Source organism: Paenibacillus sp. FSL M7-0896 (assembly GCF_037975415.1).
Taxonomy (GTDB): domain Bacteria; phylum Bacillota; class Bacilli; order Paenibacillales; family Paenibacillaceae; genus Paenibacillus_AQ; species Paenibacillus_AQ silagei.
The window spans coordinates 5,604,953-5,629,880 of record NZ_CP150250.1; the positions used below are offsets into that span (position 1 = coordinate 5,604,953).

At 54.3% G+C, this 24,928-nt stretch carries 19 protein-coding genes and 1 pseudogene; 8 read left to right on the top strand and 12 right to left on the bottom strand.

What is annotated here, in order from left to right; translation table 11 throughout:
- Positions 1-18 precede the first annotated feature (18 nt).
- Together MKY12_RS24110 and MKY12_RS24115 are read right to left on the bottom strand one after the other, a co-directional pair.
- Positions 19-714, bottom strand: coding sequence for a serpin family protein (locus MKY12_RS24110; RefSeq protein WP_339311248.1), 696 nt, complete (start codon positions 712-714; stop codon positions 19-21).
- 25 nt (positions 715-739) lie between these two features.
- Positions 740-1,258 (bottom strand): annotated as a pseudogene (locus MKY12_RS24115) (serpin family protein); the annotation flags it as partial.
- A gap of 197 nt (positions 1,259-1,455) precedes the next feature.
- On the opposite strand from MKY12_RS24115, the gene fabV reads away from it, so the two are divergent.
- Entirely contained in the window at positions 1,456-2,646 is a 1,191-nt protein-coding gene (gene fabV / locus MKY12_RS24120) for an enoyl-ACP reductase FabV (RefSeq protein WP_339311249.1), read from the top strand.
- A 586-nt stretch (positions 2,647-3,232) separates the two neighbouring features.
- Here the strand turns inward: fabV and MKY12_RS24125 are convergent.
- From MKY12_RS24125 to MKY12_RS24135, 3 genes are all read right to left on the bottom strand, one after another.
- A complete protein-coding gene (locus tag MKY12_RS24125; protein WP_339250430.1) occupies positions 3,233-3,943 on the bottom strand; it encodes an ABC transporter permease in 711 nt (236 codons plus the stop codon).
- Entirely contained in the window at positions 3,940-4,785 is an 846-nt protein-coding gene (locus tag MKY12_RS24130) for an ABC transporter ATP-binding protein (RefSeq protein ID WP_339250432.1), read from the bottom strand. Before MKY12_RS24130 ends, MKY12_RS24125 begins: the two co-directional genes overlap by 4 nt.
- Before the next feature lie 105 nt (positions 4,786-4,890).
- Entirely contained in the window at positions 4,891-5,826 is a 936-nt protein-coding gene (locus MKY12_RS24135; RefSeq protein WP_051478662.1) for a LytTR family transcriptional regulator DNA-binding domain-containing protein, read from the bottom strand.
- A 109-nt stretch (positions 5,827-5,935) separates the two neighbouring features.
- On the opposite strand from MKY12_RS24135, the gene MKY12_RS24140 reads away from it, so the two are divergent.
- The gene (locus tag MKY12_RS24140; protein WP_339250435.1) at positions 5,936-6,397 is read left to right on the top strand and encodes a hypothetical protein; all 462 of its coding nucleotides are present in this window, start codon (positions 5,936-5,938) and stop codon (positions 6,395-6,397) included.
- A gap of 104 nt (positions 6,398-6,501) precedes the next feature.
- Positions 6,502-7,650, top strand: a complete 1,149-nt coding sequence (locus MKY12_RS24145) for a glycoside hydrolase family 88 protein (protein ID WP_339311250.1) — start codon at positions 6,502-6,504, stop codon at positions 7,648-7,650.
- A 15-nt stretch (positions 7,651-7,665) separates the two neighbouring features.
- Here MKY12_RS24145 and MKY12_RS24150 read toward each other — a convergent pair whose 3' ends face one another.
- On the bottom strand, positions 7,666-7,935 hold the full coding sequence (locus tag MKY12_RS24150) for a hypothetical protein (protein ID WP_339250439.1): 270 nt from the start codon (positions 7,933-7,935) through the stop codon (positions 7,666-7,668).
- A gap of 369 nt (positions 7,936-8,304) precedes the next feature.
- Between MKY12_RS24150 and MKY12_RS24155 the strand changes: the two genes are divergently transcribed.
- Positions 8,305-9,270, top strand: coding sequence for an MBL fold metallo-hydrolase (locus MKY12_RS24155; RefSeq protein ID WP_339250441.1), 966 nt, complete (start codon positions 8,305-8,307; stop codon positions 9,268-9,270).
- Positions 9,271-9,347: 77 nt separating this feature from the next.
- On the opposite strand, the gene MKY12_RS24160 is transcribed toward MKY12_RS24155, so the two are convergent.
- Complete coding sequence (locus MKY12_RS24160; RefSeq protein WP_339250443.1) at positions 9,348-10,190, bottom strand: class I SAM-dependent methyltransferase; 843 nt, start codon at positions 10,188-10,190, stop codon at positions 9,348-9,350.
- A gap of 241 nt (positions 10,191-10,431) precedes the next feature.
- Between MKY12_RS24160 and MKY12_RS24165 the strand changes: the two genes are divergently transcribed.
- From MKY12_RS24165 to MKY12_RS24180, 4 genes are all read left to right on the top strand, one after another.
- Positions 10,432-11,136, top strand: a complete 705-nt coding sequence (locus MKY12_RS24165) for a response regulator transcription factor (RefSeq protein WP_209872412.1) — start codon at positions 10,432-10,434, stop codon at positions 11,134-11,136.
- On the top strand, positions 11,133-12,131 hold the full coding sequence (locus tag MKY12_RS24170) for a sensor histidine kinase (protein ID WP_339311251.1): 999 nt from the start codon (positions 11,133-11,135) through the stop codon (positions 12,129-12,131). The genes MKY12_RS24165 and MKY12_RS24170 overlap by 4 nt, the downstream gene beginning before the upstream one ends.
- Positions 12,132-12,249: 118 nt before the next feature.
- Positions 12,250-13,017 carry an ABC transporter ATP-binding protein gene (locus MKY12_RS24175; RefSeq protein WP_339311252.1) on the top strand — a complete coding sequence of 256 codons (768 nt, stop codon included), beginning with the start codon at positions 12,250-12,252 and terminating at the stop codon, positions 13,015-13,017.
- Complete coding sequence (locus tag MKY12_RS24180) at positions 12,989-14,872, top strand: ABC transporter permease (RefSeq protein ID WP_339311254.1); 1,884 nt, start codon at positions 12,989-12,991, stop codon at positions 14,870-14,872. Before MKY12_RS24175 ends, MKY12_RS24180 begins: the two co-directional genes overlap by 29 nt.
- A gap of 134 nt (positions 14,873-15,006) precedes the next feature.
- On the opposite strand, the gene MKY12_RS24185 is transcribed toward MKY12_RS24180, so the two are convergent.
- The 5 genes from MKY12_RS24185 to MKY12_RS24205 all read right to left on the bottom strand — a co-directional run bounded on the left by MKY12_RS24185 (position 15,007) and on the right by MKY12_RS24205 (position 24,860).
- Complete coding sequence (locus tag MKY12_RS24185; RefSeq protein WP_339311255.1) at positions 15,007-18,780, bottom strand: Ig-like domain-containing protein; 3,774 nt, start codon at positions 18,778-18,780, stop codon at positions 15,007-15,009.
- Positions 18,781-18,817: 37 nt separating this feature from the next.
- Positions 18,818-20,368 (bottom strand): ABC transporter substrate-binding protein, encoded by a 1,551-nt coding sequence (locus MKY12_RS24190; RefSeq protein ID WP_339311257.1) that lies wholly within the window; start codon positions 20,366-20,368, stop codon positions 18,818-18,820.
- A gap of 38 nt (positions 20,369-20,406) precedes the next feature.
- Entirely contained in the window at positions 20,407-21,291 is an 885-nt protein-coding gene (locus MKY12_RS24195; RefSeq protein WP_036732429.1) for a carbohydrate ABC transporter permease, read from the bottom strand.
- Between the two features lie 15 nt (positions 21,292-21,306).
- The gene (locus MKY12_RS24200; RefSeq protein WP_051478672.1) at positions 21,307-22,293 is read right to left on the bottom strand and encodes an ABC transporter permease subunit; all 987 of its coding nucleotides are present in this window, start codon (positions 22,291-22,293) and stop codon (positions 21,307-21,309) included.
- Between the two features lie 257 nt (positions 22,294-22,550).
- Positions 22,551-24,860 carry a helix-turn-helix domain-containing protein gene (locus MKY12_RS24205; protein WP_339311259.1) on the bottom strand — a complete coding sequence of 770 codons (2,310 nt, stop codon included), beginning with the start codon at positions 24,858-24,860 and terminating at the stop codon, positions 22,551-22,553.
- Between the last annotated feature and the right edge of the window lie 68 nt (positions 24,861-24,928).

Consider the following 24,928-nt stretch of genomic DNA (forward strand, 5'->3'; position numbering starts at 1 on the left):
ATTCATCCCAGCATGGATTCAATCCGTACGCTGGGGATTCTCAATGGCCCCAAGGAACAGCACGACTCCGGTCTGCGTGTCCCTAATAATGAACAGGAACGGCCGGTTGACGTTCATTTCAAAGGGCATGTCTACAGGGGGCGCTGATCCGGCACGCATATCAATTACAGTGGAAGCCGCCGCCTCCGTTCCCCGTTCATTCACATCGATATAGGTTTTGTGGATGACCTGTTCAAAATAGATCGGGCTGTCCAGATCCGACATAAGAGAGAAATCACCCTGGCTCGGATCAAAGGCGAGCTTCACACCCAGCGTCTGCAGGACCTTGGAGAGCTCTGTGCCATAGCTGGCCGTGAATCTTGGCAGCAGCAGCGTCCCCAGGGTACTGGCAAAATCCTCATCCATCGGCAGAGTCCCCTTCTCCAGTTGACCCACAAGCTCCGCGAGGGAGGATTGCTCACCCGGAAGGACCACTACCATCTCCAGCTGTCCCTCTCCGTAAGGAAGCTTCACCGCCTGCCAATCCTCGTGGACGGCATACTCGAACATACCGCTCCGCTTCATCATCATTACCTGTACTGCCGATTCGTCCGGAGGATAAAAGTCCGCCTGCTTCGTAGCCTGTTCCTCGAACACATCCGTCCAGGCACCTTGGAAATACAGCGCATTGACAAGGACGGCAACAGCCTGCGGCCCGGGCGGCTCCGTGAGCATCTCCTGAATCTTGTCCCGTATGGTCTGCCACCCATCCGTTAATCTCCTTAACAGACTTCTCTGCCGTCAGGTCCACGGTCTTAATCTGCGCAGCATAGAAGTTCTCACCGGTCTTGAGGTAGTCCCTGCGCAGCGGCAGGCCCTTCATACCCCAGACTGAATTCGCGATCTTCAGCTCCACGCCCGGTCCCCCATCATTCAAGAGCTTCATTAATGACTGATGGCCGGTATTCAGCTTCTGCCGTTCGTCCGGGGTATAGCCGAGCAGCTTCCCCAGCTCCTCTGCCGTCTCTCCCGCACTGCCGTTATAGGCCAGGGCCAGAGCGGCAGCGGCACTGTACGGGGATATCGTCAGGTTCCCGCTCCCCTGCTTCCATAACTGGCCGAACAGCTTCACGCCCAGCCGGTTGCTGCTGTCAGCCAGACCTGAATCGAGCTTAGCTGCGGCAGCCTGTCTCTCCGGGTAGCTCATGCCCGAACCTCCTTCACTGCAGCCGCCCAAGAGCAGTACGGCCAGTATAAGTGTCGATAATCTTTTGCCCATGCCAATCTCCTCCCTGAATCCATCCGCAACCTCTCTCTACCCACTGACGCTGCGGATTGGGAAAAGTTGCAAATTCATAGCGGCAGGCATACAAAATTGCTATTCATTATATTGAAGGCTTATCTTTCTATGCCATCATTTGCTATACTCTATATTAACGAAAAAAGTTAAAAACTAAAACAAAGGGGATATCCTTGATGATTATTCAGCCAAAAACACGCGGCTTTATCTGCACAACAGCTCACCCGGAGGGATGTGCCGGACAAATACAGGAACAGATAGATTATGTACGGTCCCAAAAGAAGCTTACCGGCCCGGTGAACGTGCTGGTCATCGGCGCTTCCACAGGCTATGGACTGGCTTCGCGGATTGCCGCTGCCTTTGGCGCAGGCGCGAACACCATCGGCGTCTTCTTCGACAAGGCTGCTGAAGGCACCCGCACCGCTTCCGCAGGCTGGTACAATTCTGCTGCCTTTGAACGTGAAGCGGCCAAGCAGGGGCTGAAATCCTTCAGCATCGTCGGCGATGCCTTCTCGAATGAAATCAAGACCAAAACAATCGAGCTGATCAAGGCCGAATTCGGCACCGTTGATCTGGTCGTATACAGCGTGGCCTCCCCGCGCCGCACCCATCCGGTAACCGGAGAGGTATTCTCCTCGGTGATTAAGCCGGTAGGCCAAGCCTACTCGAACAAGACGATGAACTTCCACACCGGAGAGGTCTCCACCGTTACCATTGAACCGGCTACAAAGGATGAAGTCCGCCAGACCATCGCCGTGATGGGCGGGGAAGACTGGGGCATGTGGATCAGCCAGATGCAGGAGGCCGGTGTGCTTGCTGAGGGAGCAACTACCGTAGCGTACTCTTATATCGGACCCAAGATTACGCATCCTATCTACAAGGACGGAACTATCGGCCAGGCGAAGAACCATCTGGAGCAGACCGCTATTGCCTTGAACGAGCAGCTATCCGCCACCGGCGGCCGGGCCTTCGTATCCGTGAATAAGGCACTGGTTACCCAGTCCAGCTCTGCGATCCCGGTGGTGCCGCTGTATATCTCCGCCCTGTACAGAGTCATGAAGGAGAAGGAGCTGCACGAGAACTGCATCCAGCAGATGTACCGTCTGTTCGCAGACCATTTGTATAACGGCGGTGAAGCGGCTGCAGACGGCAGCCACCTGATCCGTATTGACGACTGGGAGATGCGCGAGGATGTGCAGATCGAGGTCATGAGACGCTGGAATGAGCTGGAGACGGATAATGTGCCTGAGCTGGCGGATCTGGAAGGCTATCAGGACGACTTCTTCCATCTGTTCGGCTTCCGTACCGAAGGCGTAGACTATGAAGCTGAGACAGACCCTGCCGTAGAGATTCCTAATATGGTATAAAAGCTTGACGCTCGCTGTACGCACGCGGAACAAAATCATCCTAACGGATGAATAAGATTACCTGCGTGCGTGCAGAATGTATGCTGTTTTTCGCATACATTCGGGCTATGTGCCTGCATCTGAGCACAATGTATGCTGTTTTTCACATACATTTAGCCTATGCGCCTGCATCTGAGCACAATGTATGCTGTTTTTCGCATACATTCGAGCCACGCGCCTGCATCTGAGCACAATGTATGCTGTTTTCGGCATACATTCGGGCCATGCGCCTTCATTTGAACACAATGTATACTGTTTTCCGCATACATTCGGGCCATGCGCCTTCATTTGAGCACAATGTATGCTGTTTTCCGCATACATTCGTGCCATGCGCCTGCATGCGAACACAATGTATGCTGTTTTTCACATACATTCGGGCCATGCACCTGCATGCGAGCACAATGTATGCTGTTTTCCGCATACATTCGGGCCATGCACCTGCGCAATTCCTGTACACCAAGAAAGCCGCTCCTTCCGGAGCGGCTATTTAGCCTTCTGCCCGGCTGTAAGGACAGCCCGCGCCACGAATTGTCACAGCCCCGCCAGCCTATTCGTCCCGGAGCCGCTTCTGGTACAGCACCACAGACACAAGGGTCAGCACGGCTGTCCACGCCGCAATAATTAGAAGAGACGGCCACACCTCTCCCGCCGAATAACCGGCTGGGCTTAGGTTCAGCAAGTGCACCAGCTGGCTGCTTGGCATGTAATCCAGCACCCCGAACACCGGATAATTCTTCGCCAGTACGGCACCCCAAGGTGCGCCCATGAAGATGAAGGCTACCGGGATGATCGATAAGGACGCATCCAGTAAGGTTTTGGAATAGAGACCGCAGATCGTCCCGGCTGCCGTGTAGAGAACAATGGAAAGAACGATCGCGGCTACGAATACCCCTATATTTGCAGGCTCATAGCCAAACAATAGTGTAGAAATGGCGAGAACCACCGTCGACATGACAAAGACCAGACTGCTTTTACCCATCAGCACATCCATTGTTGTAGCCGGTGTCAGCATGAGTGTACGCAGCGTGTTGCGCTCCTTCTCTTCCGCAATCAGGCAAGCTTGGGCGAAGCAGGTCAGTAGAACAAACGAGCTGTTGAACAGAAATCCGGCAGCTCCCGGCAAGGATGCACCTGCGCTTTTGAACAGCACCGCAAACAGAATCGGAAACAGCAGCATAATGGACAGCGCATAATTGCGCGAGAATTCCTTATAATCCTTCACAAAGATCGCGCTGGCCCGCTTATAGGAGATGTTCATAGCAGCTCACTTCCCGTCATTTTGATAAAAATATCACCCAGGCTAGGTTCCTTCGTCTCTACCCGTTCAATGAGTCCCCGCTTCATCCAATCCGCGATCCGGTCCGCCGTGTCCCCATCCACCGGAAGCTCACAAGCCTCTCCGCTGGTCAGCTCCACCCGGATCAGGTTCTCGCGGTGCTGCCGCTTCAGCTCCCTTGGTGAGCCGATGGTCTGGATGCGTCCCTGATAGAGAATTGCTACACGGTTACAGAGCAGCTCCGCCTCCGCCATATCATGCGTGGTGATGAAGATGGTGGTCCCCTTCTCATTCAGATAACGTAAACCTTTATAGATATGCGCTGAATTCACAGGGTCCAGTGCCGAGGTCGGCTCATCCAGGAACAACAGCTCCGGCTCATGGATAATGGCGCAGGCCAGCATCACCCGCTGACGCATCCCTTTGGACAGCGTATTTGTTTTCTTCTTGCGCTCACTGCTTAAATTAACGAACTGCAGCACCTGCTCCACCGCAGAGCGGGGAAGATCGTACAGCTTCCGGTACAGCTCCAGATTCTCCTCGATGGACAACCGCTCGTACAAGCCGCTGTTATCGGTCAGAATGCCAAAACGCATCTTCTGGGCCGACTGCTGCATCGCCTCCGCCGGCTGATCGAATACTTTGGCCACTCCGCCTGTCGGCTTCAGCTGTGCAGTCAGAATCTTAATCAAGGTGGTTTTGCCTGCACCACTCGGACCGAGGAACCCGAAAATCTCCCCTTTTGGAATACTGAAGGACACCTCTGTCAGCGCATCTCTCGCCCCGAAGGTCTTGCGGACCTGTTCTACCTGAATAACCGCCATCTCACCACATCCTTATGTTGTTGATGACTTAACGTTATCCAGAATTCAGCCTTTCAGCCACCAAAACCGGGTGAATTGTACCCATTCCGGCCTGAACGGTACCTTTTACAGCTTAAGCAGCGCCTTAAGTTCCTGCAATTTGGAGCGGGATAACGGAACCACGGCCTCCTTGCCGGTGTTCAGCCGCAGACTGTAGCTGTTCTTCGTCCAGGTAATGATCTCACGTACCTTTTGCAGATTGACGATGTAGGACCGGTGGCACCGGAAGAAGCCGAAATTCAGCAGCCGCGCTTCAAGCTGGGTCAAGGTCAGGGCACAGTCATAATGCTCACCGCCGACATGTACCAGGATAGAGCCTTCTACACTTTCAATAAAATCAATCTCGGGCGGATCAAATAAAATCACCTTATCCTCCCGTTTGGTCGAGACCTTCTGCAAGGTGATGTTGGCCTCATCCTGCTTCACTGCCTCCTGCTTCTCCTCTTCCGAATCGCGGATATCCAGCTGATGAAGCCCGGACCCGCTCAGCCGGTAAATGACATCACAGGAGATCAGCGCATCCTCCAGATTCGAGGTCAGAATGAGTATCCTTTTCTGCTGCGACAGGTCATCCAGTATCCGCTTCAGCTGGCGGCGGTCCTGCTCCTCCAGATAGAAATACGGCTCCTCCAATACGAGCGTGGACTGATGGGCGAAAAAGGCCCGCAGCAGGGTCACATACACCCTTTTCGAAGAGCTGAGCTGCATCAATCTGACCTTACGTTCCTCCTTCAGCGCAAAATAATCAGTTAACACAGCCGCCCGCTCCTCCCGTCCCGACATTCGGATCAGAAACGAGATTAGCTCCTCTACCGTCAACCGCATATATTCGTTCTGCCCGGCCCACGACAAATAATTGCCGGATTCCCGGGACAATTGCTCCATTAATAACTGCTTGCGCCTCAAATCTGTGATAATACCAACCGAAGGGCTCGCAGACAGATCAAGCTCAAGCTTCGGCATAATTAATTCTCCGTCTTCATATATAGGTTGAAATTGCATATCTTCCTCCCGCTCCAGACTCTCTAGGATATATAATGCAATTATAGAGTTATGCTATGTATTTGTCAGGTACGGCCACTATCAATGCTCAGGAAGGCGGATTTCTGCGATGGGATTGCATGCTCAAGGTTTTATCATCTCTTTACTCGTATTACTGCCGAATCTACTATTCATATTCTTCCCGCCCAGGAGTGTTCCCGGCTCCCTGGACTCCGTCCCGCTGGTCTTCACGCTCCTGGAGCGGGCAGGTCAGATCACCTGCTTCATGATGCCCATTCTTTTCGGCCGAATGATTGCTGCTGAGCCCCTGGGAGTATCCGCCATACTGATGGCACTCTGCATGCTGGTGTACTATGGCTGCTGGGTGCGCTATTACCGGAGCGGGAGAGCTTTTGCGGTGCTGTTCAAGCCCTGGCTGGGTATCCCCGTTCCGATGGCCGTCTTCCCGGCCCTCTACTTCCTGCTGCTTGGCGTATGGCTCCAGTCCTGGTTATTCGTTGTTCCGGCCTGTCTGTTCGCCGCCGGTCATTTAGTCAACAGCTGGAGCGTCTACGGGCAGGTCCGTTCATAGCAGATCCGCAATATAACTATAGTTTTGCGCAACAAACCTACAGCTTAACCGGCTTATAATATGGTTAAGCACACTATAGCGATATGATGGAGGTTATGGCGGGTATGATGAACTGGGAGCAGGCGATTGAGCAGACGCTTACGACTACGCGGCTTAATGTGAAGCGATTTGGGAAGAGCTTTCCGATCGTAAGTATGGGGAACGGCAAATACCATCTGACAGACCACACCAACTGGACGGAGGGCTTCTGGTCCGGCATTCTGTGGCTAAGCTATGAATACAGCCAGGACCCGGAGATTCATGCCGCCGCCATCCAGGCGACAGATTCCTTCCGCCAGCGCATGCTGGACGGGCAGGCGCTGGATCACCACGATATCGGCTTCCTGTACTCGCTCTCGGCCAAGGCCCGCTGGATTGCAGACAAGGATGAAGCCTCGCGTCTGCTCGCTCTTCAGGCAGCGGACCAGCTGATGAAGCGCTGGCGCCCCGGTCCGCAGCTGTTTCAGGCTTGGGGACCCGAGGGCGATGAAGACAACGGCGGGCGAATCATCATCGACTGCCTGATGAATCTTCCGCTCCTCTGCTGGGCCAGCGAACAGACCGGCGACCCGAGCTATGCCAGGGCTGCCCGTATTCACGCCGAGACAAGCCGCCGCTTCCTGGTGAGGGGCGACGACTCTTCTTACCATACCTTTTATTTCGACCAGCAGACGGGGGATGCCCTTCGCGGGGGGACGGCGCAGGGGTATCAGGACGGCTCCACCTGGACACGGGGCCAGGCTTGGGGCGTCTACGGCTTCGCTCTCGCTTACCGCAGCTTCCAAGATCCGCATTATCTTGAAACCTCCAAAAGAATGGCCCGCTACTTCGTGGAGCATCTCCCCGCCGATCATGTCGCCTATTGGGATTTCGATGCCCCGCAGCAGGAAGGCACCCCGCGCGACAGCTCCGCTTCCGCTATCACAGCATGCGGACTCTTGGAGCTGCTGGAGCATCTGCCGGAGAATGATCCGGACCGGGACTATTTCAGGGACGCCGTGAACAAATCCATGGACTCGCTGATCAATCACTACTTCACCGCAGGCCACCCATTAGAAGAGGGATTTCTGCGGCACGGCTCCTATTCCGTCAGAGGCAACGCCTCCCCGGATGACTTCATGATCTGGGGCGATTACTTCTTCCTGGAGGCGCTGCTGCGTCTTGCGCGTGGTGTACCGGGGTATTGGTATGAGCGGGGGGACAGAGTGAAATAATATACTATCTAGATTTTAAGAGGACGAATTAAGAACAAAATCATCCTGCGGCATCCCCATTGTGATCGGTTTTTCGACCACATTCGGCCCACACGCCTCTGCCGCACCGAATGTAGTCGGTTTTCCGACCATATCCCGCCCACACGCCTCTGCCGCACCGAATGTGGTCGGTTTTTCGACCATATTCGGCCCACACGCCTCTGCCGCACCGAATGTAGTCGGTTTTTCGACCATATCCGGCCCACACGCCTCTGCCGCACCGAATGTGGTCGGTTTTTTGACCATATCCGGCTATTCGGTGAAATCAGCGAAGTCATTCCTATTACTGATCCAGAATATAGTCATCCTGCCGATGCTCCAAGACACTTACCCCCAACTTTATGCACAACTTATCCATATCGGACGCAAATCACAATTTCCTAATCAAGAACAAAATCACCCTGCGGGTGAACGATGCTAATGCCTTTCTCACCGGCCGCTTTTAAGGAGCAGTATTATTGCATTTTTTGGCAGGATTCTTCTTCAAATTGAACCGTTCGTAAGCTCTGCGAATATCACCAATTAAACGGAAATCAAATGAAAATCCAGAAAAATATTGTCTAGCGGACTCTTGTAGCGTATAGTATATTCCCATGTTGGAAGGGAGAGATTACTATGCTGAACAGGATTGAATCATTTCAAGGCTCCAGGCATTTCCGTCTGCAATATGTTGCAGATAGCACCGTTGCAGCGGTTGCGGTTCCAGGCACAGGCTCACTCGCAAACGCAGCCATTATTGATCTGGGGGGACTCACTCTGGTGGTGGATACATACGCTACGCTGGAGGCGGCTCAGGATTTGAAGGCTGCTGCTGAGCATCTCACAGGGAACCCTGTATCCTATGTAATCAACACACACTGGCATAGCGATCATACCACTGGCAATCAGGTGTTTGTGCCTGACGCTCAGCTGATTGCAACATTGGGCACACATGAGACGATGAATACATTTGCCAGAGACCGGGTAGCCCAGTACCAGAACAACAGAGAGAAGATGCTAGAGGCGATCGGAGAAGCTGAATTGCAATGCGAGCAGGAGACGGATACTAAGCTGCAGCAGGAAATGGCCTGGGAGAATGCAACGGACCGTGAATTTGTGAATATGCTGCCGCAGCTGGTGCATACGGTGCCGACGATAACTTTTGACCGGCAAATGACCATTCACGGCAGCAACCGCAGCGCGCAGCTCATTACATATGGCGGAGGACACACACAAAGTGATGCCATTGTGTACCTCCCGGAAGATAAAATTGTCATCATCGGGGACCTCGTGCTCTCAAACCACCATCCGGTTCTGGCCAATGCCAACCCTCAGGAGTGGCTGCATATTCTGGAGCAGATTGAGCGGTTGGATGTGGAGACGATTATACCGGGGCATGGTGAGGTCTGCTCCCTGCAACAGCTTCATGAGGTGAAGGGATACATAAGCAGAATGATCGCCATCGTGACCGAAGCCGTTCAGAATCAGCAGAGTATTGAAGAGATTGAAATACCCGAAGAATACCGGGCTTGGTACTTCACAACCTATTTCAAGACAAATTTGAATAAGCTGTATGACCTGATTACTGCATCAGGGGAGTAACAGAGAGTATTCGATGTAGATCTTATAACCAGACGAGGCAAGAAAAGAGAGCATATCTCTTCTTTTCTTGCTTTTCTCTATGCAGGCTGTGCCTTCCTAAGTACAAAACATAGCGTGTCTGCTCCCCCCGTATACGGACTCCCGCAACTATCATCGTAAACACTGTCCAGTTGAAATCCCCAAGGCAACACTTCATCCGCAAGGGTCTCCTGTGTAAACACCGTGTTCCAGATCAAATAATGATGAAGCTCATGATCGGTAAGTATGACGGTCTGACGGGCCTCCACGGTATGCCCCTCGAAGAAATAAGACGCTTCGAGACATACATGCGGTTCAGCATTCCAAAAACCTCCGTCTGGATACACCCTCCACGAGGTACTATCCTGCTTACTCCAATTCGTCTTCTGCGTGAACACATCGAAGATAAACAGACCGCCTGGCTTTAAGGCAAGGTATACCTTAGACAGTAGGGTGTTTCGCTCACTTAGTGTAAGCGCGCCGTAATCACAATAAATCAAGGTGATGCTATCGAACGCTTCGGTATAATTCAGCTCCAAATAATTCTGATAGATATACCGGCTCCGCGTATCATGCTCTTGGGCATAGGCGATTGAACGTCTTGAGAAATCAAGTCCCGTTACATTATACCCCTGTTCAGAGAGACGCTTGGTATAGAGTCCCGGTCCACAGCCAAGGTCAAGAATACGGCTCCCCGGCGGGATCAGACGGCTAAGCCACTTCACTGAACAGTCAATATCGCTGTGCCTGCGGCTCGCCGCTTCCCAGTCCGGATTCAGATGAGCTTCCAGCATTTGCTTCGAGATATGCCCGTCATTCCAAAAGGGTTCAACGCTTCGTTGCCAGAGTGCAGGTTGTCTAGCAAGTGAAAACAGGTGATTAATCATATGGTTTCCTTTCATAAAAAGCTTTCGGGCCGTTATACTCTCATTAACTCCCCGTACCTAAATGGTATGCGATCCTCTATGTCTGTCTCCAGGCATAGAATGATTAAAATAAAAGTTGCTGCTGCGAGGTAGTGTGCCTAATCGTATAGCACTTCCACCCTTTATGACTTCCAACCATCCTCCCCGCTAGCTTCCCTTACACCTCCACCCGTGTTATATATGTACTTAACTGAACAAGACAAGGAGCCCCATAAATATGTCCAGAATCATGATTGTGGAAGATGATCCGAAGATTGCAGATCTGCTGCACTCGGCTATTGAGAAATATGGATATGAGGCCGTAAGGGTCAGGGACTTTCGCCTGGTGCTGCAGGAATTCGAGGAGATGAGACCGGAGCTGGTTCTGCTTGATGTGAATCTGCCCAGCTATGACGGGTATTACTGGTGCCGGCAGATCCGCAGGGTCTCCACCTGTCCTGTGCTGTTCATCTCGGCGCGCGACGGTGAGATGGACCAGATCATGGCGCTTGAGAACGGAGGGGATGATTATATCACCAAGCCGTTTCATTCCGGAATTGTGCTCGCCAAGATCCACAGCCATCTCCGCCGGGCCTACGGGGAATATGCGGCTAAGCGCGAGGAGCTGGTGCTGGAGAAGGAAGGGCTGATGCTGTATCCTGAAAGGCTTGAACTGCAGTACGGGCAGGCGGTCGTGCCCCTTACCCGCAAGGAATCGGATCTCATCGAGAGTCTGATGGAGCGTTACCCGAGGGTTGCCAGCCGGGAAGCGCTGCTGGAGAAGCTATGGGACCCGCAGGCTTTTGTGGATGAGAATACGCTGAATGTGAATATCGCACGGGTCCGCAAGAAATTCCAGGAGCTGGGGATGGAGGATGCCGTGCTTACCGTCAGGGGTTCGGGATACCGGCTCAACAACAGCTGGTCAGAGGCGGAGTCATGAGGCTGTTTCTCCGTGAGCATGCGTTGTTATTGGCTGTGCAGATCGTGCAATTCGGCGCTATGCTGTCCATTTACTGGCTGGACGGCTACCGCGATCTCCCGACCGCGCTCTATGCGGTCTTCATAGGCTTCTTCTTCCTCAGCTGCTACTTAATCTACCAGTATATCAGCAGGCGCCGTTATTATCTCCGCCTCAGCAGACCTCTGGAGACACTGGACGAATCCTTTCAGAAGCTGGAGAACCACCCTGTATCCACAGCGCTGGAGCAGCTGCTGCACACCCAGTACGGCTACTATCAGCAGCAGCTGACGGCGGTGAAGCAGCAGCAGGAGCAGCATCTGACTTTCATCGACCAATGGGTCCATCAGATGAAGACGCCGTTGTCGGTCATAGAGCTGACCGTGCAGAATATGGACGAGCCGGAGTTTGCCAGCATCCGCGAGGAGCTGGAGCGTATGCGCAGCGGACTGCATACCGTGCTGTATATGGCCAGGCTGCGGGCTTTTGAGAAGGATTTCCACATCAAGCCTGTCGTCCTGCCGAAGCTGGTGAACGAGGTTGTCCATGATCACAGACGCCTGTTCATCCGCAGCCATATCTACCCCGAGGTCCACGCCTCTGCTCCGGACATTACCGCCCAGACGGATGAGAAATGGCTGTTCTTCATGCTGTCGCAGATTATGAACAATGCCATCAAGTATTCAGCGGCGGCTAACACGGAGAACGGCCGGACAATCACTGTAGCCTGCTATCTCAGAGGAACGGATGCGGTCATTGAGGTCAAAGACAGGGGAATCGGGATTCAGGCGTCTGATCTCAAACGGGTATTCGACCCTTTCTTCACTGGCGGCAACGGGCGCGGACTGCGTGAGTCTACCGGAATGGGGCTGTATCTGACGAAGGAGTCCGCAGACCGTCTCGGACACCGGCTTGAGCTGGAATCGGCGGCCTGCGAGGGAACGGTGGTGCGGATTATTTTGACGGCGAATCCTTAGCTTAGCTTACAGGCATGTAATAAAAGTGAAATCTAAATCGATGGCTGAGCTGCTGCCGTCTCCGGTATATTGGTTACAGAACAAGTGTGTTGCACACATAGAGGGGGAGTACAGCCATATGCTGGAGGTAAAAAAGGTCAGTAAAATCTATGAAGGAAACGTCGCCTACCGGGCCTTGACCGACATTGATTTAACCATTGCAGCCGGAGAATTCGTGGGGATAATGGGACCCTCGGGCAGCGGAAAAACCACTCTGCTGAATCTGATTGCCACAATGGACGTTCCGACTACCGGAAGCATTAGGATTGATAACAAGGATACGGGCAAGCTGGACAAAAATGAGCTGGCGGTCTTCCGCCGCCGGGAGCTGGGGTTTGTGTTTCAGGATTTCAACCTGCTGAACACCCTGACTGTGGAGGAGAATATCGTGCTTCCGCTGACACTGGATGGAACCCGGGTCAGTGAAATGAAGCATAAGGCCCGGGAGATTGCCGGTAAGCTGGGGATCAGCGCCATTATGAAAAAACGCACCTATGAGATCTCCGGCGGACAGGCCCAGCGGACAGCAATCGCCAGAGCCATGATTCATTCTCCGAAGCTGCTGCTGGCGGATGAGCCTACCGGCAATCTCGATTCCAAAGCCGCCAGGGATGTGATGGATCTGCTGGAAACGCTCAACCGTGAGCAGTCCACGACGATGATGCTTGTTACCCATGATGCTGTAGCCGCCAGCTATTGTCACCGGGTCGTCTTCATTAAGGATGGCAGATTCTATACGGAGATTCACTGCGGGGATAACCGCCAGAGCTTTTTCCAGAAAATCATCGACACACTTTCGCTGTTAGGGGGATATAGCCATGACATTCCGCCAGTTCGCATTCCGTAATGTCACCCGGAACACGAGGCTATACACCGCCTATTTTCTCAGCAGTATGTTTACCGTGATGGTCTTCTTTACCTTTTCCATCTTTGCCTACCATCCGGTGCTGAGCGGGGACAATATTCAATCCAGTGCGGCTCTTGCGCTCTCGGTCTCCAAATGGGTGATCTATGTGTTCTCTTTCTTCTTCGTGCTCTATTCCATGAGTGCATTTCTGCAATCACGGAAACGGGAATTCGGGCTGATGATGATGCATGGCATGACGGTCCGGCAGCTCCGGCGGATGATCTTTCTGGAGAATATGATCGTCGGGTCAGGCGCCACGCTCAGCGGCATCGGACTCGGCGTTATTTTTGCCAAGGGGATTCTGCTTGCCGGGGAGAATGTGCTTGCGCTGAATGAGCCGCTGCAATTCTATTTCCCCTTCAAGGCGATAGTACTGACGCTGATCTCCTTCCTGCTGCTGTTCGTCCTGATCTCCCTGTTCATCTCTACGGTGCTGCGCAGCGGCAAGCTAATTACGCTCATCCATTCAAACCGTCAGCCCAAGCCGGAGCCGAAGGCCTCGCTTCTGCTGTCGTTGCTGGTGGTAACACTGCTGGGAATCAGCTACTTCCTGTCTCTTCGGGCGAGCGGTCTGAGTGTGGTGCTGCTGCTCGCGCCGGTGGTCATTATGGTGTCAATCGGAACCTATCTGCTGTTCACACAGCTCAGTGTGTACCTGATCCGTAAGCTGAAGGCGCGTGAGCAGCTATTCTGGCGCAGAACCAATATGCTGCTGCTCTCTGATCTGGCCTACCGGATGAAGGACAACGCGCGTTCCTTTTTCCTGGTCGCGATCATCTCTACTGTGTCCTTCAGCGCAATAGGAGCTTTATATGGCTTCCAGTCGATGATCAACGGAGCGCTGACGCAGAAGAATCCCTATCTGTTCACCTATCAGTCCTTGGATGGAGACAGCAAGGCACAGGCCCATATACAGCTGATTGACGAGAGCCTGGGCAGAGCCGGGATTGCTGCCGAAAAAATGAGTCTGAAGCTTAACGATTATAAGGCTACGGATGGCAGCCGGACACTGGTTCTGGTGAAGCAATCCGAATATAACCATGTAGCCGAACTGCTGGGGCTAAATCCCATCCGGCTTACCGCAGGGAAAGCAGCCGTTGTAGATTTCGGCCTGTCCCGCGAGGGAGAAGAAATGCTCAACCAGCCAGTCGAGCTGCAGTCAGGAATCGTCATCGAGGCGGACCAGGCTATCGTATCTTGGGCGGTGCGGGGAGTCAGCGGTTATTACGTCGTCCCCGATGAATGGATCGGCAAGCTTGGACAGCCGCTCAAAGTGAGCCGGTATTATGCATGGCACGGAGCGATTGGACAGCCGGGTGCAGAGAAGGCAGGCGCAAAGCTGACGAATGAGCTTCCCTATGATGAGCAGTATACTTTCTATGCACTCGAGTATTTAACCTCCAAGACGAATGACGGCTTTGGCCCCGTGATGTTCATCGGTTTTTTTGTCGGGATCGTATTTTTTGTCTCTGCCGGCAGCTTTCTCTATTTCCGGCTGTACAGCGATCTGGATGAGGACAAACAGAAGTTCAGGGCCATCTCCAAGCTGGGGCTGAGTGACAAAGAGCTTCGCCGGATATTGAACCGCCAGCTCAGCCTGCTCTTCTTCGCGCCGATCGTGGTCGCCCTTATCCATGGAGCCGTTGCCCTTACAGCGTTGTCGCATATGTTCCAGTACTCCATATTCAGGGAGTCCCTGCTTGTGCTGGGCCTGTTCTTCGTCATTCAGGTAATCTACTTCTTCATTGTCCGCCTGTTCTACACGAGGCAGATCCGGTCGGCGTTGGCCGGATAGACGGCCGCGCAAGCCAAAGAAGCCGCCCCGTAAGGGAGCGGCTTCTTGCCGTATCCATGGTCTATTCCAGCTGGACCCGTGGTCTATTCTAACTGCACCCGTTCGGATTCTGCGCAAGCAGCGCCCGCCCTCCGTTACGGCAGAACCGAGAAGGTGATATCGTCGAACAGCATATAAGCGAAGCCGCTGGTATAGAAGCCGACCTTGCCGGACGGGCGGTGGTTCGGATCGCTGCCGGAGAGCCTTGGCGAACCATTCACAGATACGGCGATATCTCCGCCTCTCACCGTTACCTTCACATCATATTCCGTATCCGGCAGCAGGTCATGCCCCGGCAGTACACTCTCGGTAAGCTTCTGCCACGCTGTATCATACAGGATCCAGGAGGAAGATCCGTCTGCCCGGGTCCGGTAGCCGATCCGGGTGGAGCCGGGGCTGTCCTGGCGGTGGAAGATGTACAGGATGCCGTTATCCGGCATCACGGACGGCGTCTTCAGCTTGAACTCCAGCTGATAATCCGTGAAGCTGCGGTCCAGCAGGCCTGACGCGCCGTTCAGCAGCTTATAGCGGCGGTTGCCGTCCGGATCAGCGGCGATGCTGCGGTTAGGGTCCACCGGCCAGCCGTTGCCCCCGTTCTCGAAGTCCGTCTCATGCATAATATTAGAGACGGTGACGGTAATATCCGCCTTGATGAGCGGATTCACCGTAGACACCGCCGAGATGACCGTCTGCCCCTCGTATACGGCATGCACAACGCCCGTATTGTCCACCGTAGCGACCGCCGGGTTGGCCGACTGCCAAGTCACGCCTGTGTCCGGCGTATCTGCAGGATCGAAGGCCACCTGCAACGGCCGCTGCTCCCCTGCGGCCAGACGCACCGCGCTCTCCGCCGGAATAATCCCGGCCAGCGTAGTCGTCAGAGCCTTGAACTGAATGTCATCGAAGTGCATCTGGCTGACATTGCTGACGTAGAAGCCGACTTTGCCCTCTGCATTGTGTCCCGGATCAGTGCCCTTCAAGCGGAAGGCTCCGTCCAGATAGACGCTGATATCGCCGCCCTTCACAAGCATTTTGACGCTGTATTCCGTATCCGGCTGCAGGTCATGCCCCGGCAGCTTGACTTCCTTCAGCACCGTCCAGGCCGAATTGTACAGCAGCCACGCAGAGCTGCCGTCCGCCCGGGTCTTGTAGCCGATCCGGCTGGAGCCGCTCCCGGCCTGACGGTCAAAGATATACAGGGTCGCATTATTCCCCATCACCTCCGGCGTCTTCAGCCTGAAGCTCAGCTCATATTCGGAGAAGGTCTTGGCACTGAGCGATGAGGCCCCGTTCAGTACCTTGTACCAGCGGTTCGTGCCAATCTTCTCAATGCTGCGGTTGGCATCCTGCAGCCAGCCGTTCGCACCGGATTCAAAGTCCGTGAAATCCATCACGCCGTCGCCGGCCTCCACATGAACCGTGACCGTGGCGGTCAGCAGCGGATTCTCTGCCGAGGCTACCGTAATGACCGTGCTGCCGACCGACTGGCCGGTAACATTACCTGCGCCGTCCACTGCCGCGATGGCGGGATCAGCCGAAGTGAAGGTCAGGGCGGGATGATCCGCATTCCACGGAAGCACCGCCGTGCGCAGCTTCAACGTTTTCCAGCGGTCCACGGTTATTTCATTGTCATAGACGGCAACTCCCTGCACGGGATAGCTGTCCGGACCGGTTGTCGTGCCCGCCTTGCCGTCAACGCCGATATCGTTAAACGGAATGTCAGGGAAGCCGGGAATGGCACCAAAGACATCCGCATCCGGACGCAGCGACAGATCGCCTCCCGCCAGGTCGGTGAAGCCGGGATCTGCGGCAGTCACCCAGTTATTCGCATACTGGACCAGTCCGAACTTGTCGTAGGCCCCGTACACATTGGTCGTTACGCTGCGTGGAACCGACGGGTTGTAGACGACATTCCCCTGGAACGTATTGGTGTCGGGATAATACCGGTTCTCCGTGAAGAAATCCGCCAGCTCGGGATACTTGGTCATATAAGGGGTGCCGGTGAAATTATTGTTCGCCGCGAACAGCGCCTGCCACTTCGGCATGTAGTTGAGCGGCACCTGATCATCCGGCTCGTCGCCCAGGAACATATCCGCATAATCATAAGGAATCTTGCTGTCGATGAAGATATTGTTGCGGGTCAGGATATGGGATCCGCCGTTATTTTTAATGGCCGAATTGCCCATCTTGTAGAAAATATTCTCGTCAATGGTCAGTCCCATCGTGAAGTTGTCAGGGTATACCCCTTCTACTCCGGCTTTGCTCTCGCCGATGTTATGGAAATAATTGCGCCGGATGACCGTCCCACGCTCATGGGGCTGCTCCCCCGCATTCATATAGATCGCGCCGAGATCCGAGAAGGTGGTGCATACGTCATAGATCTCGTTATACTCCACGGTATGGTCATTGCCGAAGATCAGCACACCGGGATGGGGCGCGTCATGCAGCTCATTGTTCGACATGCGGTTACCGACGCCGGACAGCAATACACCGGGATTATAGGCTTTGTGGTAGTAGGCAAAATCGTGGATATGCGAATTCTCCACCACATTGTTCCCGGGCGCAAGCGTTGTCTTGTTCCCTCCTGTCAGCGTGACGGCAGTGCCGCCGATATGATGGATATGGCTGCTGATAATGGCATGGTCCGTACCCGGCGCCCCTTCAAAATTGTTGTAGTAGAACCGGCTCTGCGTATTGACCAGCACCCCGCTGTTGGTGAAGTTACGGATCTCGCTGTTCAGGATACGCATATGACTGCCGCCCATGAATACGGCTGCCGAATCACGGCCGTTCTCCAGAATAAGCTCGGAGAAGTCGATGTACGAAGCATTCAGTGCGTTAATCATCGGACTCTTCAGCATTGTGACTTCAATATCGGGATTCGCAGCAGCGAACTCGGCGTTCGGCAGGAAATACAGCTTGCCGGCCGGGCGGTCGATATAATATTCGCCGGGCATATCGATTTCCTCCAGCAGATTCTGCGCGAAGTGGAAGTCAGGATACCAGTTCTTGAAGATGCCGCTCATCTCCCCGTAGCGGAGGGTGATGCTCTTAGCGGCCGTATCGATGGAAGCAATCTTATTGTACGACCATTCCCAGCTGTAGCCGAAAATCCCGTCCAGCCAGATATCGTCTGCCTGCGTCCAGTACTGGGGCCGGTCATACGTATAGGTGAAGGTGCCCCCGCGCGTATGCACTTCCCCGTTCGGGTCCTTCCGGGTCGGACCGGGATCAAGGATTTCATCCATCTGGACGGTGCTCTCATTGGGCCAGCGGGCCAGGGTCATGCCCTGCCCGGCCACATACAGCTCCATCGGCGGCACCTCGCTGAGATCATTGGCCAGATAATAGCCGTGGCGGCTGAGCTGGCCGTAATCGGTGATGCCCAGTGCTCCCAGATCTGCGGCCAGCACCTTCGTTCTCGCCTCCGGGCTGATGATCCGGCTGAGAATGGCCGGATCCGTGACCGGAACGAATGCCGATTTGGCCAGCTGGCGGGAGCCTGACAGCGTAACCGACTCCCCCGGATAGGCCGTGTACGTGACCGGCTTGCCGGCCTCGCCCGAATCCTGCTCCCGCAGCTCGAAGCTAGACGTCCGTTCATACCTGCCTTCACGCAGATACACCGTAACGCCGCCTTCCGGCAGTCCTTCCTCCGCTTTGAGCGTCCGGATCGTATCGCGTGCTTTCTCAAGCGTCAGAAATGGGGCATTCAGCGTCCCGGCATTGGAATCGCTTCCATTATTAGCCACATAAAATGCGGTCCCGGACAACACCTCCTCCGCATGTACAGGGGACGCAAACGGAGTAGAGGGATTGAGCGTGAACAGCAGACTGGCCGCAAGTGCCGCAAGCAAACGTTTTTTCACCAAGGCTCCTCTTCCTTTCAACGTGGGATGTAGGGGCTTACTTCTTCAGACCTTTATCCTTAAGGAATTGTTCAAATTGTTTGGTGACTTCAGCCACGTATTTCTCTTCGCCCGCTTCCTTCAGCTTGCCGTACAGCGCAGGCCAGGTTTCTTCGAAATCAAGCGTTCCGGTCACGAGTCCGCGTTTGTATTCTCCCCACACGGCGTTCAGGTTGGCAATCTCCGTATTCACCGGCTCGGAATTGAATTTGAAGGCACCTACAGGATTAACCTCGGAACTCGAGTTGATCTTCTTGGTCTCCTCCCAGACATTCTCCGGCTGTCCTTCCTTTAGATAAGAGTTGAATACGCTGCCGAACACCCAGTCCATATTCGGCAGATAACGGGAGTCCGCTTTGGCCTTGATGTACTCCCCGTCCAACTTGTCATAGTGTTCTCCGGCAATGCCGTTGCAGAGCAGATTGTACAGCTCCTTGTCGGTATTGACCAGATTCAGCAGCATCATGGCACGCTCCGGATTAGGGGCAGTACGGCTGATCGACTGGTTGGTGGTCGCCGAATAGCCGTTGGAGAACCAGTCGCTGAGCGGAACCGTAATGACATCGTTACCGCCGTTTTTGGCCTTGACCTCCGCTTCCACGCCCGGCTTCAGCGTCACGTTGAAATCGACGGCAATTTGGCCTTTGGCGAGGTAATCATTCGCTTTTTCGGTAGCGGCATCCTTGTAAATATAGCCCTCCTTATACCATTTGCTGGCCAGCCGGAAATTGTCCAGCTCTTCTTCCGGATAGCGCTGGAGCGTATACGTAGGATCATCGGTTTTGATATAGAAATGGTCATCCAGACCGGGAACTACCCAGTACTTGTCGTCATGCGACTGCGGATTGATGAAGGAAGTGCCGAATACGCCAAACGGAATGATATCCGGCTCGTTCTGCTTAATCTGGGCCAGGAACGGCTCAATGTCTTCTATTTTTTTGATGGAAGCGGTATCAAGATTATACTTGTCGGCAAAACGCTTCTGGATGATAAATCCGTAACGGGAGCCGTTGATCTGCTGGTTCGGGATACCGTAAATCTCCCCGTCCACCGAGAGGCCGTCCCACATCACCTGCGGCACCTCCGCCTTCAGCTCCGGCGCGTATTCCTCCAGCAGCTTATCCATCGGCTGAATCGCACCCTTGCGCACCAGCTCTTCCGGCTTCAGCATGTAGCCGGTCCAGAGAATGTCGAACTTCTCGCCTGCTGCAAGCACCGTGTTCATCTTCTGCACATAATCCCCGATCGCTACAGGCATCAGCTTGACGGTGGCATTGATCTTCGCCTTCGTAATCTTGTTGACTTCCTCCTGCACCTTATCCTGGTCTGCCTGAAGCTGGGACAGCGGATAATACCAGGTCAGCTCGACCGGCTTCAGCTCGCCATCCTTCCCGCCTTCCGCAGCCGCACTTTGCGTTGCCTCCGCTCCGCTTCCTTCCGTCCCTTTAGCGGCATTACCGTTGCCGCCGTTATTGTTGCCCCCGCAGCCTGACAGCACGGATGCAGCCAGCATTACAGATGCCAATACGCCAACCAGCCCTTTTTTCATGTAAGTGACCTCCTGTACTTAGTACATGTAATTGTATGTTAACCCTTTAGGGAGCCAACCGTAAGCCCTTTGACGAAAAACCGCTGAAAGAACGGGAAGATGACCAGCATCGGTCCGCCGGCCAGTACGGCAATCGCCATCCGCGCGGAGCTGTTGGGGAAGCTGCTCAGATCAATGCCAAGCTGCCCGGTAAATTCAGAGTTCGTCGTGAGAAACTCGATGCTGTTGAGCGTCCGCACCAGCAGAAGCTGCAGCGGCACCTTGTTCGGATCATCAATGTAGAGCATCGCGTTAAACCATTCGTTCCAGTAGGTGAAGGAAATCAGCAGGCCCAGAGTAGCCAGCGCAGGCGTTGAGAGCGGCAGGATGATCCGGAAGAAAATACGGAATTCCCGTGCGCCGTCGATTTTGGCCGATTCGATGATCTCCAGCGGGATCTTGGACATGAAGCCCTTCATGACCATAATATTGAACGGCGACAGCAGAATGGGCAGAATCAGCGCAAGCAGGCTGTCCTTCAGATGCAGATATTGCGTAATCAGAATGTAGGAAGGAACGAGCCCCCCGCTGAACAGCATGGTGAAAAATACATAAAAGGTCGTCGCCCGGTTATACCGGTAATCCTGCCTTGAAATCACGTATGCCGTCATCGCGGTCAGCAGCAGCCCGGTCAGCGCGCCGATGATGGTTATCGTGAAGGTCACGCCATAGGCCCGGAGCAGGATGTCAGGCGCGTCCAGCAGATAGCGGTAGGCATCCAGACTGAAGGACTCGGGGATGAACTGGTACCCGTTTGCAGTCAGCGACTTTTCATCCGTCAGCGAGACTGCGATGACCAGCACAAACGGCAGAATGACCACCAGCGACAGCACCGTAAACAGCAGATTAATGAACAGCTTGGAAAATTCGAATGTTTTGCCCATGCTCAGGGCACCTCCTTACCACAGGGAATTATCGGGATCAACCTTGCGCACAATTCCGTTGGCCGTCAGCACCAGCACCAGACCGACCACCGACTGGTAGAAGCCTGTAGCCGCAGACATGCTTACATTGCCGACTTCGCGCAGCGCGCGGTACACATAGGTATCAATGATGTCGGTAGAGCCGTAGAGAAAGCCCGAATTGTTCGGGATGAAATAATGCAGGCCGAAGTCTCCGCGGAACATGTTGCCAATAGACAGGATCAGCATAATGATGATGATCGGGGCCATCAGGGGAATCGTGATTTTGAAGGCCATCTGCCGCTTGGTCGCCCCGTCGATCCGCGCCGCCTCGTAATATTCGCTGTTAATGCCGATAATGCCGGCAAAATAAATCAGCGTGTTGAACCCCACAACCTTCCATAGCTGGACCAGAATAAGTATCACCGGCCACGGCCCGGCATCCTGGTACCAGCTCACCGGGTTCAGCCCGAAGGATTCGAGGGTGCGGTTGATAAATCCGTCCGAATGGTTCAGGAAGGCGTACGCCACATAACCTACAAGCACCCAGGACAGGAAATGCGGCAGAAACAGGGCCGTCTGGTAGAACTTGCTCCATTTCGCCTTGATTTCGTTCATCAGAATCGCCAGCAGCAGCGCTGCCGAGGTCCCCACCAGAATGTACGCGGTATTATATAGAACCGTATTACGGGTGATCCGCCACGCCGTATCCGTAGTGAATAAGTAACGGAAATTGTCCAGTCCCACCCACTTGCTGCCGAAGATCCCGAGATCGTACCTGTAGTTCTTGAAGGCGATAATCAGGCCGATCATTGGAATATAGGCAAAAATCAATTTGTACAGCAGTCCCGGCAGCGAGAGCAGAAACAGCTCCCGGTTGTTCCGGAAATGGTGAAGCTCCCTTCCGATCCAGGTCTTTTTGCGCGTTGCCGCAGGCGCACCCGGACTTGCTTGTTGTTCCGCCAGTGGAACCTTATTCAACATAACCAAAGCCCCTTCCTTTCCTTCCTTAGCTGCAGCTGTCTGCCTGTGTCCCAGGCTTTGCACGACTAACATAGCGCAGAACCAGGCCACTGCGTTACTGTACAATTGCAAGATTGCTGTAGATCCGGGCTGTATTGTTGCCAGATTCCTGCTCCGGCCGGGCCGTGGCATGCATCGCGCAGCAAAAAGCCCGCTATAGGAACAATGTCCATTAGCGGGCCTGGCTTAAGGCTGAAAACCCTGTTTATTGGCTTGGTTTATTTGCTGCGGTCAATGGCCGATTTCAGGCGGTATTCCTTCGGCGTGGTGCCGTAGCGGCGTTTGAACAGGCGGTAGAAATAGCTTTCATTCCCGAACCCGACCTTCTCCATAATCTCTGTCACGGTCAGGTCCTTCTGCTCCAGATACTCTCTGGCGTAGGCCAGGCGGGCTGCGTTGATCTGATCAACCACCGTCGTTCCTTCCTGCGCCTTAAATACCTGGCCCAGATAGACGGAGCTCATCTTGAGCATGTCGGCGATGCGCTGCACATTAAGGTCAGGATCGGCGTAATGCTTATCAATAATTTCCTTCACGGTCTCCGCCAGCAGCTTGTTCTTATCCTCGCGCCCGCTCCGCCGCTGCTCAGCGACCTCACGCACCACCTCCAGGAGCACAGCCTCGATCTCATCCAGCGTTTCCTTTTCCAGAATACGGCGGTTGACGGCCTGCAGGTTGACCGAGACCGGGTTGACGTTGCGGCTGTTCATCTCGCCAAGCGTGTTGCTTAGCGTAACCGCAAGATGAAGCACCGCAGAGAACATATTCTCGTAGCTGAAGCTGCCCAGCAGCTCTCTCCATTTGCGGATCGTCTGCTCCGTCTCTGCCAGATCCCCGCCCTTCAGTCCCTCCGTCAGCTGCCGTTCCAGCTCCTGCGGGATACGAAGGGATTCATTTGCCTCATTCTCCCGGAGCATCCCCGGCTCAAGCACTGCCCCCTTGCCGTAGATCATCCGGTAGCCGGAGTGGCGGATGGCCAGATTGTAATGCGCCGTGATGCTGCGGTAATCCGTGAACACTTCGCTCAGCGTAACCGTGAAGGTAATATGGTAATATCCTTCAATCGTCTGCTGCAGCCCTCTGAAGTGCTCCTCCAGCTGTGCAAGGCTCTCTGCTGTACTGCCGAATATAAAGACCAGATGACCGCTCTTCATATCGGCCGCTTCACAAGTGCCTTCCAGCCGCAGCTGCTCCTGGCCGATGTTAGCAATGGCGAAATACAGCAGGGACTCCATCGGCAGCCCCGGTTCGGCGGCCAGCCCCTGCAGATTATCAATCTGCACCAGCGCCAGACGGAGCGGAGACGGATAAGCGATGTCAATGCCATGCTGCTCCCTGAGCTGCCTGAAGGCAGCCTCATCCATGCTGTGGCTGGACCCGATCAGGCTGCGCAGCTGATAGAGCTTGGCAATATTCGACTGCGAGGCCCGCTCCAGCTCAAGCCCCTTCAGCTTGCTGATCATCTCGGTCACATTGGCCGCAATCAGCGACAGCTCATCCTTCGCCTGCGGAGTGCCGTGCGCCTCCTGCGGCACCAGCGTCAGCAGCTGGCCGACCGGCTTATACAGCCGCACCGCAAAGAACACGGACAACAGCACGGCCAGCAGAACAACAGACAGCGTAACCGCGATTTCCGTCCATTTCATCTGCCGGACGCTGCCCAGCACAACATCGTAATCCTGCATGCTGACAATCTGCCAGTTGTTCAGCGCTTTGCTCAGATAAGTGACCTTATACTTCCTGTCTTCATGTGTATAATTGAAGGAATTCAGCGGCTTGCCCGAGGCGCTGATCCGCGGCAGCAGCTCACCCCTGATATTCAGCCCGGCAGGAAGCAGGCCGTCCGTAGAAATAAGCACCTCACCCTCGCTGTCCGTTACGAACAGGACATCATTCTGCCGCTCGGCCACCTGGTTAAGCGCTTTCATATTATCCAGCATCCACCCCGGCTTCACCGTCAATATCAGCACGTTGTCATTGATTGAACCCAGCGACTCCCCGTCATACAGGAAGAAGGCAAAGACGTCTATGCCCCCGCCCTTTCCGTCAAGGTCCAGGGGAATCAGCTGCAGCTTGGGCAGATCCGCCCGGGAGCCCATGTAACCCTTCAGGGAATCGTACAGAACGCGGTTATCAATCTCATGATTCAGCGACGAGAAGAACCGGTGCTGGGCGCCGTTATAGAACACGGCAGCGTGCAGATAAGGGGAAGCCGCCACGGTATGATTCAGGCGCTCGATCTTGAGAATGCTCTGCCTGTAATCCGCACCTGACTTCAGGGCCAGCAGCTCCTCATCATTGTATAGAGATACGGCCAAATCCTTAACGATGCCGTTCATGTTCTCTATGTTGTAATTAATCTGGGTCAGCAGCTTGCGGTCTGCCTCGTTCTGCAGGCTAAGCACCTTGCTGCGGGCACCCGAGTTCACAAACAGCGAGGCCGCCGCCAGTGTGGCGACAACAAGCATGAAGCTGAGCAGAATCCGCTGTAAATATTTGCGCGAGCGGATTGTCTGAAGTATATTCATGGTCCTCTCTCCCGGCTCTTAGGGTGACACTACTATAATCCCGCGCTATTTTGCTTGTCAATCAGGGG

Excerpts from the sequence above, each read along its gene's own strand:
- fabV (WP_339311249.1), top strand. The coding sequence starts at position 1,456 with ATGATTATTCAGCCAAAAACACGCGGCTTTATCTGCACAACAGCTCAC.
- MKY12_RS24205 (WP_339311259.1), bottom strand. The coding sequence starts at position 24,860 with ATGAATATACTTCAGACAATCCGCTCGCGCAAATATTTACAGCGGATT.
- MKY12_RS24165 (WP_209872412.1), top strand. The coding sequence starts at position 10,432 with ATGTCCAGAATCATGATTGTGGAAGATGATCCGAAGATTGCAGATCTG.
- MKY12_RS24130 (WP_339250432.1), bottom strand. The coding sequence starts at position 4,785 with ATGGCGGTTATTCAGGTAGAACAGGTCCGCAAGACCTTCGGGGCGAGA.
- MKY12_RS24180 (WP_339311254.1), top strand. The coding sequence starts at position 12,989 with ATGACATTCCGCCAGTTCGCATTCCGTAATGTCACCCGGAACACGAGG.
- MKY12_RS24135 (WP_051478662.1), bottom strand. The coding sequence starts at position 5,826 with ATGCAATTTCAACCTATATATGAAGACGGAGAATTAATTATGCCGAAG.
- MKY12_RS24140 (WP_339250435.1), top strand. The coding sequence starts at position 5,936 with ATGGGATTGCATGCTCAAGGTTTTATCATCTCTTTACTCGTATTACTG.
- MKY12_RS24110 (WP_339311248.1), bottom strand. The coding sequence starts at position 714 with ATGCTCACGGAGCCGCCCGGGCCGCAGGCTGTTGCCGTCCTTGTCAAT.
- MKY12_RS24160 (WP_339250443.1), bottom strand. The coding sequence starts at position 10,190 with ATGAAAGGAAACCATATGATTAATCACCTGTTTTCACTTGCTAGACAA.
- MKY12_RS24170 (WP_339311251.1), top strand. The coding sequence starts at position 11,133 with ATGAGGCTGTTTCTCCGTGAGCATGCGTTGTTATTGGCTGTGCAGATC.
- MKY12_RS24145 (WP_339311250.1), top strand. The coding sequence starts at position 6,502 with ATGATGAACTGGGAGCAGGCGATTGAGCAGACGCTTACGACTACGCGG.
- MKY12_RS24155 (WP_339250441.1), top strand. The coding sequence starts at position 8,305 with ATGCTGAACAGGATTGAATCATTTCAAGGCTCCAGGCATTTCCGTCTG.
- MKY12_RS24175 (WP_339311252.1), top strand. The coding sequence starts at position 12,250 with ATGCTGGAGGTAAAAAAGGTCAGTAAAATCTATGAAGGAAACGTCGCC.
- MKY12_RS24125 (WP_339250430.1), bottom strand. The coding sequence starts at position 3,943 with ATGAACATCTCCTATAAGCGGGCCAGCGCGATCTTTGTGAAGGATTAT.
- MKY12_RS24150 (WP_339250439.1), bottom strand. The coding sequence starts at position 7,935 with ATGGTCAAAAAACCGACCACATTCGGTGCGGCAGAGGCGTGTGGGCCG.
- MKY12_RS24195 (WP_036732429.1), bottom strand. The coding sequence starts at position 21,291 with ATGGGCAAAACATTCGAATTTTCCAAGCTGTTCATTAATCTGCTGTTT.
- MKY12_RS24190 (WP_339311257.1), bottom strand. The coding sequence starts at position 20,368 with ATGAAAAAAGGGCTGGTTGGCGTATTGGCATCTGTAATGCTGGCTGCA.
- MKY12_RS24200 (WP_051478672.1), bottom strand. The coding sequence starts at position 22,293 with ATGTTGAATAAGGTTCCACTGGCGGAACAACAAGCAAGTCCGGGTGCG.